Genomic DNA, 15624 nt, shown 5'->3' on the forward strand with positions numbered 1-15624 from the left:
TTTACTTTACGGCGAAAATAAAACGGTCATTTCCGCTTAAATCCTGAATAAGTTCTGCGTTGCTGAAATTATTTTGATACAAAGCTAAAGTTTCCTTACCTAATTTTTGATTGATTTCTAAAAAAACAAGTCCGTTTTTGATGAGGTGATGATTGCTGTCTTGTGCGATTTTTCTGTAAAAAATAAGCGGATCGGAAGTTGGTGAAAACAATGCCATTTTGGGTTCGAATTCTTTTACAGAATCTTCAATTTCGGTTTCTTCATCTATTCCGATGTAAGGCGGATTGGAGATAATTACCTCGAAATTTTGATCTAAATGTAAATTCAGATAATCTGCATGGATAAAATTGATGTTTAAATGATGGTATTCGGCATTTTTTTTCGCTATTTCTAAGGCTTTTTCTGAAAAATCAATAGAAATTATTTCGGCACTAGGAAAATGTTTTTTTAAAACTAAAGGAATAATTCCGCTGCCCGTTCCGATATCTAATATTTTAAAATTATGAGCAGAAAAATCAGTGTTTTGGATTGTTTTTATGGCAAACTCCAGAAGTTCTTCGGTTTCTGGGCGTGGAATTAAAACATTTTTATCAACAAAAATTTTCATTCCGTAAAATTCTGTTTCTCCTAAGATTTGTTGGTAAGGTTTTCCTGTTTTTAATTCTGAAATAATTTCGAGAAATTTTTCTTTATTTTTTTCGGAAATTTCTTCATTGAGGAATTGTCTTTGCTGAAATGCATTTAAATCTAAAATCTTTTCCGCAAAAATCTGAAACATAAAATTACTTTCAGATTCCGAATATAAATCTGAAAGTTGCTGCGAAAAAATTGCCTTTATTTCCTTGAATTTCATCTTACAAAAACCAATTTTTTTTCTGTGGATTTCTCTTCATCTATTCTGTAGCCTTCGTAGTTGAACGCTTTTACATCATTAAGTGTTTTAGCATTGGTTTCTGCACAAAATCTTGTCACCAAACCGCGTGCGTGTTTTGTATAAACTACGATGGTTTTTGGTTTTCCGTCTTTCAGTTCATAAAAATCAAAATCAATTACTGTGTGATTAAGTTTTTTTCTGTCGATTACTTTTACATATTCATTACTTGCCAGATTAAGCAGGATTTCATTCTTTTTCATTTCAGAATTGAGTTGGTCGGTTACTTTTTCCGTCCAGAATTCGTATAAATTCTTGTGACCTTCAAATTCGAAGTTTCTACCCATTTCTAATCGGTAAAGCATTACTTTATCAGAAGGTTTCAGGAGACCATACAAACCCGAAAGCATTCTGTAGTTTTTCTGAAGATATTCTACTGCTTTTTTATCTAAACTTTTGGCATCTAAACCTCTGTAAACCTCTCCTGTAAAGGCGAATAAAGCGGGACAGGATTCTTTTGCCGAGGGTTTTGCTTTCCATTTTTGGTTTCTTTCCCAGTTTTCGTCTGCAAGTTTTGGCGAAATCTCCATTAATTCTGAAAGATATTTTGGTGATTTTTCTTTCAGATGAGATTGAATGAGTGCAGAATCATCAATGAATTTTGGAGTTGTGGATCTGAAAAAATCCGTTGTATAATCAATATTCATTAACTTGGCGGGAGAAGTTATAATTTTCATAGTTTTTATGAAGGATATTTTATTTGAATTTTTAAAATTTTGAGATTACTGGACTTGTTTTACTTATTCAGAATACAGTTAAATGTTTTGCATCCAACAGATTCATAGCCATTAATGAGATGAAATCTATAAGAAAGTGGCAGATAATCAGTATTTTAATATTCGAATATAATTTATAAAATATAGAGAAAACAATACCGATAAAAAATGGAATCACCACCTGACTAACTGTTCCGTAAGTGCTGTGCAAAATCCCAAATAACAACGCCGAAATTACGATACCCAATAACGGACTGTTGTATATTTTTTCAATTCTTGGCTGAATGTAAGCTCTCATCAATAATTCTTCAATTACACCGGCAGTTAGACACGTAAAAGCAATGAGAAGATAGTTATTTTGAAGCAGATTTTTAAATTCTAAAAGCCTGTCGCTAAGTTTTTCCTTGGTTAAAAGTTTAATAATGATATTCAGAAATGCTCCTCCGAAAGCGCATATTAAATACAGTACTACTACAGCACCGAAATAAAATACAATAGAATATTTTTTATCTTCCCAAACGAAAAAAGAACGATTCTCAAAGGTGAAATTATAGATTAAAACCATAATTAAAACCAACCATAAAGAAAGTCTGTTGTAAAAAAATAAATCTACAGTTAATGTTTTATAATGAAAAAACTGATTAATTAAAGGAATTGAATACAACATTGAAGCTGCAAGCATTACAAATGCCAATATAATTCCTAAAGAATATCTTCCGTTTACACTCATTTTTTTGCAGAACAGTCTATATTTCTCCTTTTCCCTGACGGATAATTTCGGGTTCTCCAGATGTTAAATCTACAATTGTAGATGCCATGTTATCTCCATATCCGGAATCTATGACGATATCCACCAAATGATCATATTTTTCGGCAATCAGTTCGGGATCTGTAGAATATTCAATAATTTCATCATCATCTTTAATAGATGTTGAAGCTATTGGATGCCCTAATTTTTCAACAATTAACTGCGGTATAGGATGGTCGGGAACTCTTATTCCTATTGTTTTGTGGTTTTTATAAGCTAACGGCAAACTTTTATTAGCTTCGAGGATAAAAGTATATGGTCCCGGAAGATGGCTTTTCAAAAATCTAAAAACAGAAGTGTCTATGGGTCTTGTAAAATCAGAAAGATGGCTGAGATTATTACAAATAATCGAAAATTTTGCTTTTTCCAGTTTTTGTTTTTTTATCTGGGCAAGTTTTTCCATCGCCTTAATGTCAAAAATATTACAACCTAAAGCATAAACCGTATCAGACGGATAAATAATTAATCCTCCGTTATTTAATGTTTTAATAACTTCATTAATGAGGTTTTCCTGAGGATTATCGGGGTATATTTTTAGAATTTTTGCCATAAACAAATGTACGAATATTTACTCTGAAACAAAGAATATGCCTTATTTAAAAGAAAAACTTGCAGTTGTAAAATAAATTCGTATATTTGCAGTCCAATATCGCGGGGTAGAGCAGTAGGTAGCTCGTCGGGCTCATAACCCGGAGGTCGCACGTTCGAGTCGTGTCCCCGCTACAAAGTTCACTTTTAGTGAAATAACAATACATCGCGGGATGGAGCAGTAGGTAGCTCGTCGGGCTCATAACCCGAAGGTCATCGGTTCGAGTCCGGTTCCCGCTACTAATTTAACGTTTTCGGTAAACGTTCAAAAAAATATACCGCGGGGTAGAGCAGTAGGTAGCTCGTCGGGCTCATAACCCGGAGGTCGCACGTTCGAGTCGTGTCCCCGCTACCAACAGGAGAATCAGAAACGGTTCTCCTTTTTTGTGTTTGAGAATCAATGGATTGTCATTTTTGAGGAAATTCAAAATTCTTGCAATTTGGTAAAAATTGAGCATTGGGAGGCACACTTTTAGGCATACCTTAAATTTTATAAATGATAAAAAATCAAAATAATTTTCGAATCCAATTGAATTTCTTTTCAGAATAAGGAGGATATTTTATTTTAGGCTCTCCCCAAGTTGCTTTTTCTAATACGGATTTTTGGTGTGAGAATGTTTCAAAACCAAATTTACCGTGATAACTGCCCATTCCGGAATTTCCAACTCCTCCGAATGGAAGGTTTTCATTTCCCAAATGCATTACCACATCATTAATACAGCCTCCGCCAAAAGATATTTTATCAAGAAAACTCTCTTTTTCATCTTGATTGTCACTAAAAAGGTAAGCTGCTAAAGGTTTGTCTTTGTCAAGGATATTATCCAAAGTTGTATTGAAATTAGCAAAAGAAATTACAGGCAGTAAAGGGCCAAATATTTCTTCTTTCATAATTTCATCATTCCAATTTATATTTGATAGAACAGTGGGCTGAATATATAATTGTTCTTCATCATAATTTCCACCAAAAATTAATTTATTCTTATCAATTAACGTTGTAAGCCGAAGAAAATTTTTGTGGTTAATAATTTTCGTATAATGTTCTGAATTTGCCTGATAGTCGAACTCTTTAATGTATTTTACTAAAATTTCAAGAAATTTTTCCTGAACCGATTCTTCCACTAAGAGATAATCAGGAGCAACACAAGTCTGTCCGGCATTAAGGTATTTTCCCCAGACAATTCTTCGTGCAGCAACTTCAAGATTGGCGTGTTGTGTAATAATTGTAGGCGATTTTCCACCTAGTTCTAAGGTTACCGGAGTTAAGTTTTCTGCGGCAGCCTTATATACAATTTTTCCTACGTGACTGCTTCCTGTAAAAAATATCTTGTCAAATTTATGTATTAGAAGTTGTGTGGTTTCTTCAATTCCACCTTCATACACATAAAGATAATCGGGAGGGAAATTTTCGTTAATCAATTTAGCCATTGTGTGCATTGTATTTTCTGCAATTTCACTAGGCTTCAGAATACAGCAATTTCCAGCAGCAATGGCTGCGATGATTGGTGAGAGCGAAAGCTGATAAGGGTAATTCCATGCTCCAATCACAAGAATATTACCGAGTGGTTCAGAGTAAATTCGACTTTTTCCAAATAGATTGGTAAAATTTGTTCTTACTTTTTTGGGTTTAGAAAGCGATTTTAAATTTTTAAGATAATATTTAATATCATTTAGAATAAAAGATATTTCGGTAGTGAAGGTGTCAAATTTCGATTTTCCAAAATCTTTATAAATAGCACTGAATAATAATTCTTCATTATTTATAATAATATCTCTAAGTTTCTCTAACTGTAATGTACGAAATTCAATATTTTTAGTCTGTTGAGTTTTGAAAAACTTTTTTTGAAGAGAGATTACCTGAGAAATTTCCATTGCTTGAACCTTTTTGCAATTTTAAGCAAATATTTTGCCCAAAATGTCTTCATAATCATAATTTAATAAAAGTATGATAAAATAATTCTATGTTTTTTAGAATACTGTGTGGCACTTTGTTTGCTCGAAGATATTTGAGTTAATAACAAAATATAAAATATCATGAAAAAACTATTCTTATTAGGAGCATTTGCTTTGTTTGGATCGGTAAATGCACAAAGTGGATTTAAATTAGGAGGGCACATTGGTGCACCGGTAGGAGATGCATCCAAAATGTCTACTTTTACCCTTGGTGTGGATGCAGCATATATGTGGACAATTATGAAAGGCTTGGATGTGGGAGTTACAACCGGATATTCTCATTTTTTCGGAAAAGATAGGTTTGATGATTTCGGATTTGTTCCTTTGGCTGCATCAGGTAAATATAAATTTGCTAAAGTACCATTGTTCGTAGGTCTTGATTTGGGTGGTGCAATTTCAACAAAAGACGGCATCAACAGTGGCTTGTATATTTATCCTAAAGTGGGTTACCAAATGCCAAATGCTGAATTATATTTAGGTTACCAAAATATAGGCAGTGAAAGAAGGGATTTCGACAGAGACAGAAGGATAGATTCTAATTTTGGAGCAATTAACTTAGGAATTAACTTTTTTCTGAAGTAAAAATACATTTTTATCTATCATATAACACTCCAATTGAAAAGTTGGAGTGTTTTTTGTGATATTTTTAAGTTTTTGGTATTTAAAACCTATTTTTTTAAAAAATTGATTTACAAAAACCTCCTGTTGATGCGTGATATTAATCATATTAACAAATTTTAATATAACATAAAAGCCTTATAAATTTGCAGCATAGAAAGTATTAAAATAGTTTAAAACATGAAAAAATTATTATTAACAGCTGCTGTTGTAGCTTTTGGTTTATCAAATGCGCAAATCGCTAAAGGAACTACTTATTTATCTGGAACTGTAGGATATTCTTCTGTAGAAGATAATAACGAAGATACTAAAGATGATAACTTTGCAGTTGTTCCAACTGTGGGTTATTTTGTAGCACCAAACTTAGCAGTAGGTTTAGGAGTTGGTTATGCTTCAACAAGTAAAAAAGAAAATTTCAACAATGGTTATGATAAAAATACAAACGCTGCTTTTGTAGTTGAGCCATTTGCAAGAAAATATTGGACTTTAGGAGATAAATTATATATCTTCGGACAGCTTTCTGTTCCAATGCATTTTGGTAACGAAAAATCTGAAGAAAATGTAAACAATACTACTGTTTCTCAAAAAGTTAACTACAATTCTTTCGGAGTTTCTGTAAAACCAGGTTTAGATTATTTCTTGAACAAAAACTGGACTATTGAAGCTACAATCGGAGAATTTGGTTACAGCACTTCTAAATATGATATCGACGGAGCTAAGAATGTAAACAACTTCAACTTCGGATTGAATTTAGCTAACGTAGGTGTTGGTGTAAAATATGTTTTTGCTAAGTAATTAACAAAATATAGTACATAAATCCCGGACTTAACGTTCGGGATTTTTTTATGCCACGAATCTAAATTTCATTTATAAAATAGAAATTATCTTCTGTACAGAATGCGTAAATTTGCTTTTTTACATTTTACAGAAAAACTTTATGGATAATATCATCAAAATACTCCAGTCGGGCGGAACCATACTTTATCCTACAGATACTATTTGGGGAATTGGTTGCGATGCAACAAATACAGAAGCTATTAATAAGATTTTTGACATCAAAAAAAGAGAAAAAAATAAATCTCTAATTATCCTTGTTGAATCTGAGAAAAGATTACAGGATTTAGTAGATGTTCCGGAAATGGCTTGGGAAATTATAGACTTAAGCGAAAAACCCGTTACCATCGTTTATGAAAATCCTAGAGGATTACCCAAAGAAATTTTAGCAGAAGATGGAAGCATAGGAATTCGCTTGGTAAAAAACGATTTTTGCAAAAAGCTGATATCTAAACTTAATAAGCCTTTGGTTTCTACTTCAGCCAATTTTAGCGGAGATAAAAGTCCGATGAAATTTTCTGATATTTCTGATGAAATTATTCAGCTTGTTGATTATGCTGTGGAAGAAGACCGGGATAAAGTTTCAAAGTATTCTGGTTCCTCAGTAATAAAAATCTGGAATGATAACAGAATTAAAGTTTTAAGAGAATAATTCTGTTTCTGATTTCGTATTGTAGAGTGAATCCTTCAAGCGAACCCTTATTCTCATTTCGACCTAAAATAGTTATCTTTGCAGCATGTTTAATCATTAATATTGGAATGATCTGAATTTTAATTCGTCAATTCCAAATTCTTAATGGTTTCGAATTAGATAAACTTTAATACAAGTTTTATCTGAACCTAAATTATACCGAAAATGTTCATTAATCTCGCCCAAAATAAAAATCTTAAACTCTTTAAACTTATTTCAGAAGCCGCATCCAAAAACAATCAGTCTGTTTACATTGTAGGAGGCTTTGTCAGGGATTTACTGATGAAAAGAAAAGCGTCAACCGATATAGATTTTGTCACAGAACAAAGCGGGATTGAGCTGGCTCAAAACGTTGGAAAAGAAATTGATCCTAAAATGAAAGTTTCAGTTTTTAAAACCTACGGAACTGCAATGATTCGCTATAAAGATTTGGAATTGGAATTTGTGGGAGCCAGAAAGGAAAGTTACACAGAAAACAGCCGTAAACCGGAAGTTGAAGGCGGAACTATAGAAGACGATCAAAAAAGACGGGATTTTACCATTAATGCAATGGCAATCTCCCTTAATCAGGATAATTTTGGAGAATTAATTGATCCTTTCGAAGGAGTAGAAGATTTAAATAAAGGTATTTTAAGAACCCCACTTGAACCTGAACAGACTTATTCAGACGATCCGCTCAGAATGATGAGAGCAATTCGTTTTGCATCAACTTTAGAATTCAAAATTGAAGAAAATTCTTTAAATGCGATCAAAAAGGAAGCAGAGCGACTCAAGATTGTTTCGATGGAGAGAATTATGGTTGAATTTAACAAAATTATGCTTTCCAAAAAGCCATCGGTAGGTCTTAAACTTATGGCAGAATTAGGTTTAATGCAGCTCATTATTCCAGAACTTATGGATCTGAAAGGAGTTGAGGAAGTTGAGGGACAAATGCATAAAGATAATTTTTACCATACGCTTGAAGTGGTAGACAATATTTCAGAAAATACCGATAATCTCTGGTTACGCTGGTCTGCCTTGTTACACGATATAGGAAAAGCTCCTACTAAAAAGTTTGTAGAAGGAACAGGATGGACGTTTCACGGGCACGAGTTTTTAGGATCCAAAATGGTTAAAACTCTTTTTCAAAGGTTAAAATTACCATTAGGAAACGATATGAAGTATGTTCAGAAAATGGTGAAGCTTTCTTCAAGGCCTATTGCACTTATTACCGATGATGCATCGGATTCTGCACTTAGAAGACTGCTTTTTGATGCCGGAGAAGACATGGAAGATTTATTCACTCTTTGTAAAGCTGATATTACTACAAAAAATTCCAAAAAACAGGAAAAATTCAAAAGAAATTTTGAATATGTAGCGGTTAAAATTAAAGAAGTGGAAGAAAAAGATCAGGTTAGGAATTTTCAGCCACCTATTTCCGGAGAAGAAATTATGAATATGTTCAATTTAAAACCTGGTCGCGAAATCGGAATTTTAAAAGATAAAGTAAAAGAAGCAATTCTGGAAGGCGAAATAGCCAATGACAGCGAAGAAGCAAAGAATTTTGTGATTTCAGAAGCTGAAAAACTAGGATTAAAACTTGCTTAAAATTTATAAAAAAATTCGGCGGCATCGAAGATGCCGCCGAATTTGTTGTTCAAAACCAGAAAATATTAGTTGGAATAAACTCCGTTTGCTCCCATTCCTACCGTAAATTTTTTGATGAAAGTTCCAGAAGTAGTGTAAACACTTATTTCGCTTGCCTGTGTAAAGCCTTTCACATCCGAAGTGAAAATTCTTCCTTCCAAAACATTAAATCCATATAAAGTAAAATATTGTCCACCATCAACTGCGGTAATAATTGGCGCTGTAGGTGCTGCGGTAGCATTCATATCCATAGAATAGATTTTGTTTGCAGAACTGTAGAAAAACTTACCACCATCAATTTGTAAATTAGTCGCATTGGCAACATTGCTCAACGTTATGTTTTTGGTAATAGTTCCTGCTGGAGAAATTTCGTAAATATAAGAATCTGTAGTACCAGTTGCAATTACATATACATTGTTGTTGTATGCAATGGTTTTATTGATGTTTCCGTTTGGAATAGATACCGGAGTGCCATCAATTTCGTTGGTTGTAGTATTAATCTTAGTTAAGGTAGTACCAAATCCGTAAGTAGCATTTTGTACAAAAATATTCCCTCCTGCAGCTACAACTCTCTCAGCTGTATTGGTAAACGGAATTTTTTTCACAAAAGACAAATCAGAAACTTTATAAATACTCACGTATTTTGCTCCCATGTACTGATCGTTAGATACATAAAGCATATTGTTGGCAATTGCCATGTATCTTGGCTGATTAATTTCAGTACTAATTGTACCTGCTTTTTTGAATGTATAACGGTTAACAACCTGAATTTTGTTGGAATTATTCAGCAGTAAAAAAGCTTTGTCTCCGTCGATAACCATCGTTTGAAGTACCTCTCCTAAATTTTCGCTACCGTTATTGGCTTTGTAAAGATCATTTTGCATCAAGCTTAGATCTTTTGTAATGAAACTTACATCTGCATTTGGCGTTCCGAAATTTCCTTCATTAGTAATAAGATATCCGTTCTGATAATTTATGGCAACCGGAATTTCTTCATAGTCGGATATACATGACACCGAAAAAATCAGTGCAAATGCAAAAAAAAGCTGTAGTAATCTGTTAAATTTCATAATATATAGATTTAAATATTTTAAAAATTAATGGTTGCGTAAATGCTGTAATTTCGCTGAGGCATATAATAATAAGCGACTGTTTGGTAAGCTGTATTGGTTATATTATTAACTCTGGCTCCCAATGTATATTTTTTTGTCAACGTTGCAGAAGCTCCTGCGTTCACTACGAAATAAGGATTAATTGCATATTTTCTGCTTTCATCGGCAGTGGTATAAGTAAGTCCGTTATATAAGCCTTGTGCGTAAATATTCAGGAAACGATATGCATAATCCAAATTAGCCGAAATTTTGTGCAGCGGAACATACATCAATTGTCTTTGTGTTTCCACATCGGTCGATTTTGTATAAATATATCCAGCAATCAGCCTCAAATTATGATGATTGAATTTTTTCTGATAAGTCAGCTGTGATTCTAAACCATAAGATTCCACTTTTTGAGTATTGAATGCAGACCAATACCCCATTGGTGTAGGAAGCCAGCGAATCATCTGGTCGATTTTCATGTAGTACGGACTTATTTTAAGGGTGAAATCAAAAGCCTTCAATTCATGCGTCATATCCGTCTGAAGAGATGTTTCGGGTTTCAGATTAAGATTTCCTCCCTGTTCCCAGTACAAATCATTGAACGAAGGAAATCGGAAATTTTTAGACACGTTAAGACTCATCTGATACCATCGATTGGCTTTCCATTTTCCCGAAAAAGAATACAAAAGCGGAGATTTAATATCTTCTACAAAGTCTTGTTTTATACCTGCTTCAAAACTAATTTTTGAACTTGGGAAATATCTCAGCAAACCTGCAACAGAGCCAACGTTTCTATGTACATTACTAATTCCTGATTGGTAGCCTTCTCCAATATTATGCTGAAATTCTCCGATTACATTAAGATTGAGTTGAGGAACAATAAAATAATTGAAATCGTTTTTTACGATATAGTTTTTTGCTGTTCCACCACTTGTTTTCGGGGCATTTATAATTCCGAAATACTGAAAATTGTCTTCCGTATAAGCGGTTTTCAAACTGTTGGATATTTTTTTATGATTAAAATCCCAAGCCAGTAAACTTCTTACCGTCTGTGCTTCGTATTTTGTTTTATTTCCGTTTTCCTCAAAAATAGGGTAGTTCTGTGTTGCATCAAACCATTGGCTTTGCCAGGAAACCGTGTTTTGTTGAGAAACTTTATAAGAAGTTCCTATATTGAAAGTGGTATTAAAAAATTTTCCGTTTCGGTTAATGTAATTTTTTTCTTCAACCTTGTAGTTGTTTTCGCTGATGAGGTAATTGGCAGAAGCTTTAAAACTGAATTTATCATTATTGAAAGAGCCTTTCGCAAAATTTTGATACGTACTAAAAGAACCTCCTTCTGAATGGATTTGTGCATTAAAACCTTTGTTGAAGCTCAAATCATTATTCAAATGAATGCTTCCTCCAATCGCTCCGCTTCCGTAAATCACACTTCCGCCTCCAGATTTCACTTCCATTTGGTCGTATCCGGAAAGGGCAATATTATTTACATCGCCTTGCCCTAAAAACAGAGAGTTAATGTTGATTCCGTTCCATACAAAGGCGGTCTGCTGAGCTGTTGTTCCTCTAAAAGAAGGTGAAGATACAGCACCCCGTCCATTTTCTTTAATATATACCGGTGACTGAAATCGCAGAACTTCTGATAGATTGGACGCATTTTTTTGAATATCTGCCGCAGATAATGTTTGAACCTCATGAAAAAGTTTAACCTTTTTCATCTGAGTATCGAAAATATAAAGGGTGTCAATCTGGGTTTCCTGACCAAAATAAAAATTCAGACTGAAGAATCCAGAAACTACAACGAATGCTTTTTTTAAACTCATATTACGCTTGTCTTTCCTCCGAAAACAATAATTTTAGGGTTAAATTCTGGCAGGTCTCCTGGCTTTCGTTTTTCTGTACCTTCCCGCTTTAGCAGTGGTTTTTCACAGAAAATTCTTATTACGATTTACAGTTGCGGGGACAGCTTGGGGTTTTCTCCCAATTCCCTCTTAGTTCCAATATATTGGAAACCAGAATTTTTACAAAGATAAGTTTTTAAACGAATTGGGCAATATGCGGATATTGGCGTTGCCTTTTCTTCGTAATTATCTAATTTTGTGTTGTCTATAAAAAAGTAGCATCAAAATAGAATGGGAGCAAATCTTTAATAGATGACACTTTAATAACATCATCATTCAAATTCGCAAAATACAATTCTATATTTTCATTCTGCTTGGTTTCATATTCTATAATACTTTGTCGGCATGCACCGCATGGAGGAATTGGCGGGTTATTTTCTGCAGATTCTTTAGGACCGCCAACAATAAATATTTTCTTGATTTTTTTGTCCGGAAAATTGGCTCCAACCCAAAAAAGAGTAGTTCTTTCGGCACATAAACCCGAAGGAAATGCAGCATTTTCCTGATTGTTACCAGAAAAAATTTCTTCATTCTCCAACAGAACTGCACATCCAACATAAAATTCTGAGTAAGGTGCATAAGCGTTTTTACGGGCTTTTTTGGCTTCTTCAAACAGTTTTTGCTCAATTTCGCTTAGTTCGTTTCTGTCTTTAAACTGTTGGTACCTTATTTCTATATTTTTTTCCATATTCATTTCAAAAAAGGGGAGTAAATGTAAACTATTTTAATCATTTAGGCAATAAGGTTTATGAATGTATTTTCGTATTTTTAATGTTTTAAAAATTAGTTAAATGTTATATACATCAATAAAATTCAGAAATGTTGAACTGAAAAACAGATGGGTAATGTCGCCTATGTGTATGTATTCTTGCGAAAACGGTCTTGCCAACGATTTTCATTTTGTACATTATGGCAGTCGTGCACAAGGCGGAACCGGGCTTATAATGGTTGAAGCAACAGGTGTGGAACCTAAAGGAAGAATTACCAATCACTGTATGGGGATTTGGAATGACGAACAGGCAGAAAAACTTCAAAAAATTGTCGATTTTGTACATGGAAACTCAGACAGTAAAATAGGAATTCAGCTTGCACATTCAGGAAGGAAGGGTTCTACATGGAATAATAAGCAGATTTCTCTTGAAGAAGGTTGGGAAACGGTGGCGCCAAGTCCTGTTCCGTATCAGCCGGGGGAGAGAGTGCCTCACGAATTATCTGTGGAAGAAATAAAAAATCAGATTGATAATTTTAAGAAAGCTGCAAAACGTGCTGTAAATGCTGGATTTGATGTAATTGAAATTCACGCAGCCCATGGTTATCTTGTTCATCAGTTTCTTTCACCGCTTTCTAACATTAGAACTAATGAATATGGGGGTAGTTTTGAAAATAGAATTAAATTTTTGATCGAAATTGTGGATGCTGTTAATGAAGAACTGAATGATAATGTTGCCCTTTTCGTGAGAATTTCAGGAACAGAATATGCTGAAAATGGTTGGAATATTAGTGATAGTGTAAAACTGGCAGAAATTTTAAAGAATCATCATGTAGATTTAGTTGATGTTTCTAGTGGCGGAAATATCCATGGAGCCAAAATTTCTGTGTTTGACGGCTATCAGGTTCCTTTTTCTTCCGCAGTAAGAGAACAGGCAAATGTAAAAACCGGAGCTGTAGGATTAATAACCAACGTGAAACAGGCTGAAGAAATTCTGCAAAATGGAGAAGCAGATCTTATTTTTGTAGCAAGAGAAATTTTAAGAAATCCTTATCTTGCGGTTCAGGGTTCTTTTGATATGAAAGAGAATTGTTTTTTTCCGCATCAGTATATGAGAGCTAAAATTTCTTAGATTTGTGAAATATAATTTAACATCATGCATATAGAAGATTTTATGCTTCCTTGTCCGAGTAAAAAGTTTTTGGGCATCGAGTGTTTTGGATGCGGAACTCAAAGAGCAATAGTTTTGGTGTTTCAGGGGAAGTTTCTGGAAGCCTTCAAAATGTTTCCTGCGGTATATACTCTTTTGATGTTTTTTGGTTTTGTCGCTGTCAATTTTTTAGATAAAAAAAGAAATTATGGGCAAATTCTTATATTTTTAGCGATAATTAATTCCATTATTATGGTTTTTTCTTATTTTTATAAACATTTTTTCAATTAATAAATTATAAACTTTAAAAAAATCAAATTATGAATCAACAAAAATTACCTAATGCACAGACGGTACTCATTTTAGGAATAGTATCTGTTGTCGGAACATGTTGCTGTACAGGTTTAATAGGAATTATTTGCGGAATTATTGGTCTTAATAAGTATAAAGCTGATAAGCTTTTGTATGACCAAAACCCATCAGAATATTCAGATTTCAATAATCTAAATACGGGTAGAATTTTGTGTATTATTGGTATTATCTTAGGAATACTTAATGTTGCTTATACCATTTTTGTCCTTGCAACAGTTGGTGTAAGTGGATATATGGAGCAAATGGAACAATTAAGAAATATGGGTAAATAACGTCATATAATAACTGAAATAAAAAAAGCTGTTTTAAATATTTAAAACAGCTTTTTTATTTTTACAACAAAATAACATTTTCAATTTTTGCAACTTCCTGGTAAATATTAATTACCTGATCGGCATCCAAAACAAAAGCATTAATATTGCAGGCTGTGTATTTGCCGTTTTTGCTTTCGCGGTTACTCAGTGTAAATTTAATTCCGTCGAAAACTTTGTAAATTTCTGTTATCTTCGACTGGTCTGTCGGAATAATGAATTTAAATAAATAATCCTCAGGAAAATCATGATGATTCTCCAGTTTTTCTTTTAATGATTTATAAAACTCTTCCGGGCTTGCGTGTTCGTTTCCTTGTAAAATTTCCATACTTTAAAGATACTAAAAAATATTATTTTCCGAAAGGCCCCAGTAAAGATGCAGAATTTTGCTTTTCATGATCTTCTATGATATTAAAAAGCCCATTTACGATTTGCTCTGAAGCCATTAAACTCAATCCGCTTGCATTTACCTTAGAATTATTATTGCCTCCTAAAAGACTTCCCAATAAATTGCTTCCCGATAATGCCGTATTAATTGTTTTTACAATACTGTATTTATTCAATTCCTGTTCAACTCTCGGAGCAATTGCCTGAATAAGCTGACCTTGTGTTTTTTCCTTTAAAATAAGCGTAGCAGTACCTTTTTCACCTTGTATAATTCTCGTTACATCCTGAGCATTAAGACTGTTTACGGCATTTTCTAATATAGGCTTAGAAATTCCGACAGTATAAACTGCAGCTTCAGCAATGTATTCTCTTTCTTTTGCTACAAGAGAAGGTGCAATTTTCTCTAATGTTGAATTAATATCTCTCAATTCTTTTGGTAAAGCTTTATCTACAAGGTTATTTTGAAGAAAAGCTTCTTTATTTCCATAAATATTTACTCCTTTATTAATACCTCCCAGTAAAACTCTTTTAATAACAGCCAATCCTAAATCTGAGGTGGCAATTGTTGTACAAGAGTTAAGGCTTGTACCTATAAATGCTGCTGAACCTATCGCAATAGAAGCAGCTATAATTATTTTTTTCATGTATAAATTTTAATTTTTGATGGATTTATTGGTTCTATTTTAATTTTCTCAGCTATAAGAATAGATTACCAACAATAACATTAGACAAACTTAATATTATTTTTTCAAACATGAATGCATGACAAAATTGATGCCTTTTTTATTAATCATTTCAAAAAAGAGTTCTTGGCTGCAATTTTGGAGATTTTCTGAGTTTGAACAAAATGTATTAAGTTCCGTTATTTTAATGAACTTGCAAAATATAGTAATATTTATATGATTTTATTTTGTGAAACAATAAATACCTAAATA

Annotated in this window: 17 protein-coding genes, 3 tRNA genes and 1 riboswitch; of the genes, 10 read left to right on the plus strand and 10 right to left on the minus strand. The window is 33.2% G+C overall.

The annotated features are described in order from the left end of the window. Window position 1: 1 nt before the first annotated feature. The 4 genes from prmC to MTP08_RS04835 all read right to left on the minus strand — a co-directional run bounded on the left by prmC (window position 2) and on the right by MTP08_RS04835 (window position 3005). Window positions 2-853, minus strand: a complete 852-nt coding sequence (gene prmC, locus MTP08_RS04820) for a peptide chain release factor N(5)-glutamine methyltransferase (protein ID WP_243577272.1) — start codon at window positions 851-853, stop codon at window positions 2-4. Next, the gene (gene yaaA, locus MTP08_RS04825) at window positions 850-1608 is read right to left on the minus strand and encodes a peroxide stress protein YaaA (protein WP_243577273.1); all 759 of its coding nucleotides are present in this window, start codon (window positions 1606-1608) and stop codon (window positions 850-852) included. Before yaaA ends, prmC begins: the two co-directional genes overlap by 4 nt. A 67-nt stretch (window positions 1609-1675) precedes the next feature. After that, window positions 1676-2377, minus strand: a complete 702-nt coding sequence (locus MTP08_RS04830; protein ID WP_243577274.1) for a CPBP family intramembrane glutamic endopeptidase — start codon at window positions 2375-2377, stop codon at window positions 1676-1678. Window positions 2378-2393: 16 nt separating this feature from the next. Next, the gene (locus MTP08_RS04835) at window positions 2394-3005 is read right to left on the minus strand and encodes an L-threonylcarbamoyladenylate synthase (protein ID WP_243577275.1); all 612 of its coding nucleotides are present in this window, start codon (window positions 3003-3005) and stop codon (window positions 2394-2396) included. Window positions 3006-3105: 100 nt separating this feature from the next. Here MTP08_RS04835 and MTP08_RS04840 point away from each other — a divergent pair. The 3 genes from MTP08_RS04840 to MTP08_RS04850 all read left to right on the plus strand — a co-directional run bounded on the left by MTP08_RS04840 (window position 3106) and on the right by MTP08_RS04850 (window position 3398). Further along, window positions 3106-3178 (plus strand) — tRNA-Met (locus MTP08_RS04840). 32 nt (window positions 3179-3210) lie between these two features. Next, window positions 3211-3283: transfer RNA gene (locus MTP08_RS04845), tRNA-Met, on the plus strand. Between the two features lie 39 nt (window positions 3284-3322). Beyond that, window positions 3323-3398: transfer RNA gene (locus MTP08_RS04850), tRNA-Met, on the plus strand. A 152-nt stretch (window positions 3399-3550) separates the two neighbouring features. On the opposite strand, the gene MTP08_RS04855 is transcribed toward MTP08_RS04850, so the two are convergent. Beyond that, the gene (locus tag MTP08_RS04855) at window positions 3551-4912 is read right to left on the minus strand and encodes an aldehyde dehydrogenase (RefSeq protein ID WP_243577276.1); all 1362 of its coding nucleotides are present in this window, start codon (window positions 4910-4912) and stop codon (window positions 3551-3553) included. Window positions 4913-5074: 162 nt separating this feature from the next. On the opposite strand from MTP08_RS04855, the gene MTP08_RS04860 reads away from it, so the two are divergent. From MTP08_RS04860 to MTP08_RS04875, 4 genes are all read left to right on the plus strand, one after another. Beyond that, complete coding sequence (locus MTP08_RS04860; RefSeq protein WP_209390628.1) at window positions 5075-5575, plus strand: hypothetical protein; 501 nt, start codon at window positions 5075-5077, stop codon at window positions 5573-5575. A gap of 216 nt (window positions 5576-5791) precedes the next feature. Beyond that, window positions 5792-6406 carry an outer membrane beta-barrel protein gene (locus MTP08_RS04865; protein ID WP_243577277.1) on the plus strand — a complete coding sequence of 205 codons (615 nt, stop codon included), beginning with the start codon at window positions 5792-5794 and terminating at the stop codon, window positions 6404-6406. A 142-nt stretch (window positions 6407-6548) separates the two neighbouring features. Beyond that, window positions 6549-7097, plus strand: a complete 549-nt coding sequence (locus tag MTP08_RS04870; RefSeq protein ID WP_243577278.1) for an L-threonylcarbamoyladenylate synthase — start codon at window positions 6549-6551, stop codon at window positions 7095-7097. Between the two features lie 204 nt (window positions 7098-7301). Beyond that, a complete protein-coding gene (locus MTP08_RS04875) occupies window positions 7302-8723 on the plus strand; it encodes a CCA tRNA nucleotidyltransferase (protein WP_243577279.1) in 1422 nt (473 codons plus the stop codon). A 65-nt stretch (window positions 8724-8788) separates the two neighbouring features. Here MTP08_RS04875 and MTP08_RS04880 read toward each other — a convergent pair whose 3' ends face one another. From MTP08_RS04880 to cdd, 3 genes are all read right to left on the minus strand, one after another. Continuing rightward, window positions 8789-9832 (minus strand): YncE family protein, encoded by a 1044-nt coding sequence (locus tag MTP08_RS04880; protein ID WP_243577280.1) that lies wholly within the window; start codon window positions 9830-9832, stop codon window positions 8789-8791. Between the two features lie 20 nt (window positions 9833-9852). After that, window positions 9853-11682 carry a TonB-dependent receptor plug domain-containing protein gene (locus MTP08_RS04885; RefSeq protein WP_243577281.1) on the minus strand — a complete coding sequence of 610 codons (1830 nt, stop codon included), beginning with the start codon at window positions 11680-11682 and terminating at the stop codon, window positions 9853-9855. Between the two features lie 31 nt (window positions 11683-11713). Beyond that, a riboswitch (cobalamin riboswitch) is annotated at window positions 11714-11891 on the minus strand. Window positions 11892-11965: 74 nt separating this feature from the next. Then, on the minus strand, window positions 11966-12448 hold the full coding sequence (cdd, locus tag MTP08_RS04890; RefSeq protein ID WP_243577282.1) for a cytidine deaminase: 483 nt from the start codon (window positions 12446-12448) through the stop codon (window positions 11966-11968). A 103-nt stretch (window positions 12449-12551) separates the two neighbouring features. Here cdd and namA point away from each other — a divergent pair, with 103 nt between their 5' ends. The 3 genes from namA to MTP08_RS04905 are packed head-to-tail and all read left to right on the plus strand — an operon-like array spanning window position 12552 to window position 14263. Then, entirely contained in the window at window positions 12552-13601 is a 1050-nt protein-coding gene (gene namA, locus MTP08_RS04895) for an NADPH dehydrogenase NamA (RefSeq protein WP_243577283.1), read from the plus strand. 24 nt (window positions 13602-13625) lie between these two features. Then, the gene (locus tag MTP08_RS04900) at window positions 13626-13910 is read left to right on the plus strand and encodes a DUF2752 domain-containing protein (protein ID WP_209390620.1); all 285 of its coding nucleotides are present in this window, start codon (window positions 13626-13628) and stop codon (window positions 13908-13910) included. A gap of 29 nt (window positions 13911-13939) precedes the next feature. Further along, the gene (locus tag MTP08_RS04905; protein ID WP_209390619.1) at window positions 13940-14263 is read left to right on the plus strand and encodes a CCC motif membrane protein; all 324 of its coding nucleotides are present in this window, start codon (window positions 13940-13942) and stop codon (window positions 14261-14263) included. A gap of 61 nt (window positions 14264-14324) precedes the next feature. Here MTP08_RS04905 and MTP08_RS04910 read toward each other — a convergent pair whose 3' ends face one another. Together MTP08_RS04910 and MTP08_RS04915 are read right to left on the minus strand one after the other, a co-directional pair. After that, window positions 14325-14630: a DUF493 family protein gene (locus MTP08_RS04910; RefSeq protein ID WP_243577284.1), complete on the minus strand. Its 306-nt coding sequence runs from the start codon at window positions 14628-14630 to the stop codon at window positions 14325-14327. Window positions 14631-14652: 22 nt separating this feature from the next. Beyond that, entirely contained in the window at window positions 14653-15333 is a 681-nt protein-coding gene (locus MTP08_RS04915; protein WP_243577285.1) for a DUF4197 family protein, read from the minus strand. Between the last annotated feature and the right edge of the window lie 291 nt (window positions 15334-15624).

It is taken from the genome of Chryseobacterium oryzae (assembly GCF_022811665.1).
In the GTDB taxonomy this organism is placed as follows: domain Bacteria; phylum Bacteroidota; class Bacteroidia; order Flavobacteriales; family Weeksellaceae; genus Chryseobacterium; species Chryseobacterium oryzae.

Bases quoted from the DNA above. Each gene is read 5' to 3' on its own strand.
- MTP08_RS04910 (WP_243577284.1), bottom strand. From the start codon at position 14,630: ATGGAAATTTTACAAGGAAACGAACACGCAAGCCCGGAAGAGTTTTAT.
- MTP08_RS04905 (WP_209390619.1), top strand. From the start codon at position 13,940: ATGAATCAACAAAAATTACCTAATGCACAGACGGTACTCATTTTAGGA.
- MTP08_RS04880 (WP_243577280.1), bottom strand. From the start codon at position 9,832: ATGAAATTTAACAGATTACTACAGCTTTTTTTTGCATTTGCACTGATT.
- MTP08_RS04915 (WP_243577285.1), bottom strand. From the start codon at position 15,333: ATGAAAAAAATAATTATAGCTGCTTCTATTGCGATAGGTTCAGCAGCA.
- MTP08_RS04830 (WP_243577274.1), bottom strand. From the start codon at position 2,377: ATGAGTGTAAACGGAAGATATTCTTTAGGAATTATATTGGCATTTGTA.
- yaaA (WP_243577273.1), bottom strand. From the start codon at position 1,608: ATGAAAATTATAACTTCTCCCGCCAAGTTAATGAATATTGATTATACA.
- cdd (WP_243577282.1), bottom strand. From the start codon at position 12,448: ATGGAAAAAAATATAGAAATAAGGTACCAACAGTTTAAAGACAGAAAC.
- MTP08_RS04900 (WP_209390620.1), top strand. From the start codon at position 13,626: ATGCATATAGAAGATTTTATGCTTCCTTGTCCGAGTAAAAAGTTTTTG.
- MTP08_RS04860 (WP_209390628.1), top strand. From the start codon at position 5,075: ATGAAAAAACTATTCTTATTAGGAGCATTTGCTTTGTTTGGATCGGTA.
- MTP08_RS04885 (WP_243577281.1), bottom strand. From the start codon at position 11,682: ATGAGTTTAAAAAAAGCATTCGTTGTAGTTTCTGGATTCTTCAGTCTG.
- MTP08_RS04870 (WP_243577278.1), top strand. From the start codon at position 6,549: ATGGATAATATCATCAAAATACTCCAGTCGGGCGGAACCATACTTTAT.
- MTP08_RS04855 (WP_243577276.1), bottom strand. From the start codon at position 4,912: ATGGAAATTTCTCAGGTAATCTCTCTTCAAAAAAAGTTTTTCAAAACT.
- MTP08_RS04875 (WP_243577279.1), top strand. From the start codon at position 7,302: ATGTTCATTAATCTCGCCCAAAATAAAAATCTTAAACTCTTTAAACTT.
- MTP08_RS04865 (WP_243577277.1), top strand. From the start codon at position 5,792: ATGAAAAAATTATTATTAACAGCTGCTGTTGTAGCTTTTGGTTTATCA.
- prmC (WP_243577272.1), bottom strand. From the start codon at position 853: ATGAAATTCAAGGAAATAAAGGCAATTTTTTCGCAGCAACTTTCAGAT.
- namA (WP_243577283.1), top strand. From the start codon at position 12,552: ATGTTATATACATCAATAAAATTCAGAAATGTTGAACTGAAAAACAGA.
- MTP08_RS04835 (WP_243577275.1), bottom strand. From the start codon at position 3,005: ATGGCAAAAATTCTAAAAATATACCCCGATAATCCTCAGGAAAACCTC.